This is a genomic window from Streptomyces adelaidensis (genome assembly GCF_016598475.1).
In the GTDB taxonomy this organism is placed as follows: domain Bacteria; phylum Actinomycetota; class Actinomycetes; order Streptomycetales; family Streptomycetaceae; genus Streptomyces; species Streptomyces adelaidensis.
The window spans coordinates 1-896 of record NZ_JAEMUX010000263.1; the positions used below are offsets into that span (position 1 = coordinate 1).

Annotated in this window: 2 protein-coding genes and 1 pseudogene; all 3 read right to left on the reverse strand. The window is 73.7% G+C overall.

Annotation, left to right across the window (positions count from 1 at the left end; all coding sequences use genetic code 11):
* Positions 1 to 285 (reverse strand): annotated as a pseudogene (locus tag I8N67_RS43670) (hypothetical protein); the annotation flags it as partial.
* Positions 282 to 452, reverse strand: a complete 171-nt coding sequence (locus I8N67_RS41725; RefSeq protein ID WP_200309597.1) for a hypothetical protein — start codon at positions 450 to 452, stop codon at positions 282 to 284. The gene I8N67_RS41725 and the pseudogene I8N67_RS43670, both read right to left, overlap by 4 nt.
* The coding region (locus I8N67_RS41730; RefSeq protein WP_200309599.1) for a hypothetical protein at positions 449 to 896 on the reverse strand (448 nt) is incomplete at its 5' end. The genes I8N67_RS41725 and I8N67_RS41730, both read right to left, overlap by 4 nt.

Below are 896 nucleotides of genomic sequence, written 5' to 3' on the forward strand. Positions count from 1 at the left end.
TTCCTTGTCGGTTCGGGCCCATGAGGGGCGGGGTTGGGGCGCTGAGGGCCGCTGTGCCGTTTCCAGCGGCTCCGGGTCCGCTGTGGGCTGTTCGGCCGCGAGAGGGGCCATGGAGGGCCGTCTCGGGCCTGCTGCGCCCCAAGCGCGGCGCAGCATCCGGCAGATGCCCCACACGACCGCCACCGCCACAAGCACCCCGGCCGTCACCGCCACCGCGCCCGCGACGATCCACACCCACAGGGCTTGCCACAGCAGCAGCGCCGCATCTGCGGCCTCCGCGATCACTGCGGGGCCTCGCAGACGTGGTCGCCGGACTCGAAGGGCTGCCCGTTCTCGTCGTGCAGGACCAGGCCGTCGTCCTCGTCGTACCAGCCGTCGCCAGTGGCACCGCAGGCGCCGCACTCCCAGGTCCCCGCCAGGCTGATTCCGGTGAAGCCTCCGCCGCCGCTCACTTCTCGCCTCCCTGCTGCACGATCAGGACATCCGTGCCGCACTTGGGGTACGTGCAGATCCCGCCGTCGGGCAGGTCGTCGGCGGTGACCGGGTGGAAGTCGGCGTGCCGTGCGGCGGGCGGCGGTACGTGGCGGAGGCAGTTCAGCAGGCGTCCACCGTCGGACCGGTAGGCGACGACGGGCGGCTGCGGCTGCGCCCCGTCCTGCCGCACCCCGGCGGCGGGCTGCGGGTTGGCCAGCACCACAGCGTTGGCTTCTGCGCCGGGACAGATGAAGTCCTTCGGCGGCTCCGGCTGCGCGACGCAGGCCGGGCAGTGGTGCGGGTCGCCGCCCTTGTGGAGTAGGCCGAGGTCCCAGGCCCTTCGTGGCCAGCTGGGGTCAGCAGCGGCGGCGGTGAGGCGGCGCAGCTCGCAGCGCGGGCAGATCGGCTGCCCGTCGCGCATG